This window comes from Collinsella sp. OM08-14AT, from assembly GCF_003438115.1.
Taxonomy (GTDB): Bacteria; Actinomycetota; Coriobacteriia; order Coriobacteriales; family Coriobacteriaceae; genus Collinsella.
In genome coordinates this window covers 1-1,543 of the sequence record NZ_QSTE01000037.1, presented here as the reverse complement: position 1 = coordinate 1,543, position 1,543 = coordinate 1, and the positions used below count along the sequence as shown (strand labels likewise).

General features: G+C 66.8%; 1 protein-coding gene. It reads right to left on the bottom strand.

What is annotated here, in order from left to right; translation table 11 throughout:
* Nucleotides 1-114: 114 nt before the first annotated feature.
* A complete protein-coding gene (locus DXC18_RS10295) occupies nucleotides 115-1,257 on the bottom strand; it encodes an IS110 family transposase (protein WP_117717079.1) in 1,143 nt (380 codons plus the stop codon).
* Nucleotides 1,258-1,543 lie beyond the last annotated feature (286 nt).

The window sequence follows — 1,543 nt, the reverse complement described above, 5'->3', positions numbered from 1 at the left end:
GGGGGTGTTCCTATAGTTTTGTCAACTGGGAAATGCTCTCCGTGCGACCGAATCGCGGCATGCTGACGCCAAGCCATTAGGCCGGTGGGCTTCAGTCTGCTCGGTGCGTTTCGGCTAGGCTGCGTAAGGCACCCTGTCTCGCATGACCGCGTAGATGACCTTCAGTCTCTTTCGCGCCAGCGCCTTGAGCGCCTTGCCGTGCGACATGCCCCGCTCCCGGCACCTGGTGTAGTAGTCGCCCCATCTCCCCTCTGTCCGGGTAAGGCAGTTACATGAGAATATGAGCAGGTTCTTCAGCCTCTTGTTGCCTTGGCGCGATGCCGTCACCGAGGAGATCGAGGTTCCCGACTGGCGGTTGCGCGGCGCCAGGCCGCAGTACGACGCGAGCCTGTCGTGACTGGGGAAGTCTTCGATGTCGATGGAGATCGCAAGCTCGGAAGCGGTTTTGGGCCCGATGCCCGGCACCGTCAGGAGGCATCGGTAGGTATCGTCGCCCTCGAGCAGGGCGGAGATCTCCGCCGTGATCGCCTCGATCTCCGCCGAGTTCTCGGATATCCTGCGCGCGAGCAGTTTCACCGCCCGGTCCTCGGCGGCGACGACCGACGCATCCGGCCTTGTCGAGGAGGTTGTCGAGCGGACGAGGGCCTCGATCTTACCGCGCGCCGCCCCACGCGTGAGCGCCGCCGCCCTGCGGGGCCCGGCGTCGGCTACCGACCAGGCCCCGCCGAGGGATGCCATGAGCCTCAGCTGGGGCCCGTCGGACAGGTCGACCAGTGCCTCGAAGGCGGGGCACGATTCCAGCAGGATGCTGCGCAGCCGGTTCTTATTCCTAGTGTTCTCGCAGGTCAGGAAGTTCCTCTGGGCGGCCAGCGCCCTCGCCGCCGCAATCGTCGGACCCGGGTCTCCGACCGGCAGGAGCGCGTCGGGGATGCCAAGCGCCGTCTTCGCGATGACCATCGCGTCTCGCTCGTCGGTCTTGGCGTCGCCGGCGAAGAGCCTGGCGGCCCCGTGCGCCGCGAGTCCCGGCAGGTACGCCGCCGACATCCCGGCCGCCCTGGCGCGGGCGAGCGCGAGGGCGCCTATGTTGCGCGACTGGTCGACGACCACGAGCGCATCGGGGAAGCGGCCGAACAGCGAGTCCAGGTCGTCCTCCCTGTTCGCGACGGGGGTGCTCAACAGCACCTCGCCATCTCGAGTCGCGACGCATGCCCAGTGGGACGATTTCCCGACATCGAGCCCGATGACGGCTTCCGGCATTCTAATTGGTGCCACGGTGGTATCCTCCAATCGGTAGGCCGATCGGAACCCCTCCCCGCGACACCCACATTACCTGGCCGTGGCGCTTGCGCCCGGCAGTTTCCTATCAGTCGTCCGGAGCGGCGAGCGCCCCCGGTGGCAACACCCCCCGGGCCCTCTACGGGGCAGGGGCAGACGGCCATCCGGAGGCGCCCGATCGGCGGCCCCTCGGGGCTTGCCCGTATCGTAGGCAATGCGCCGAATGCTCGCCATCGAAATTTATCGATGGCCTATTTCAGACTGTAAT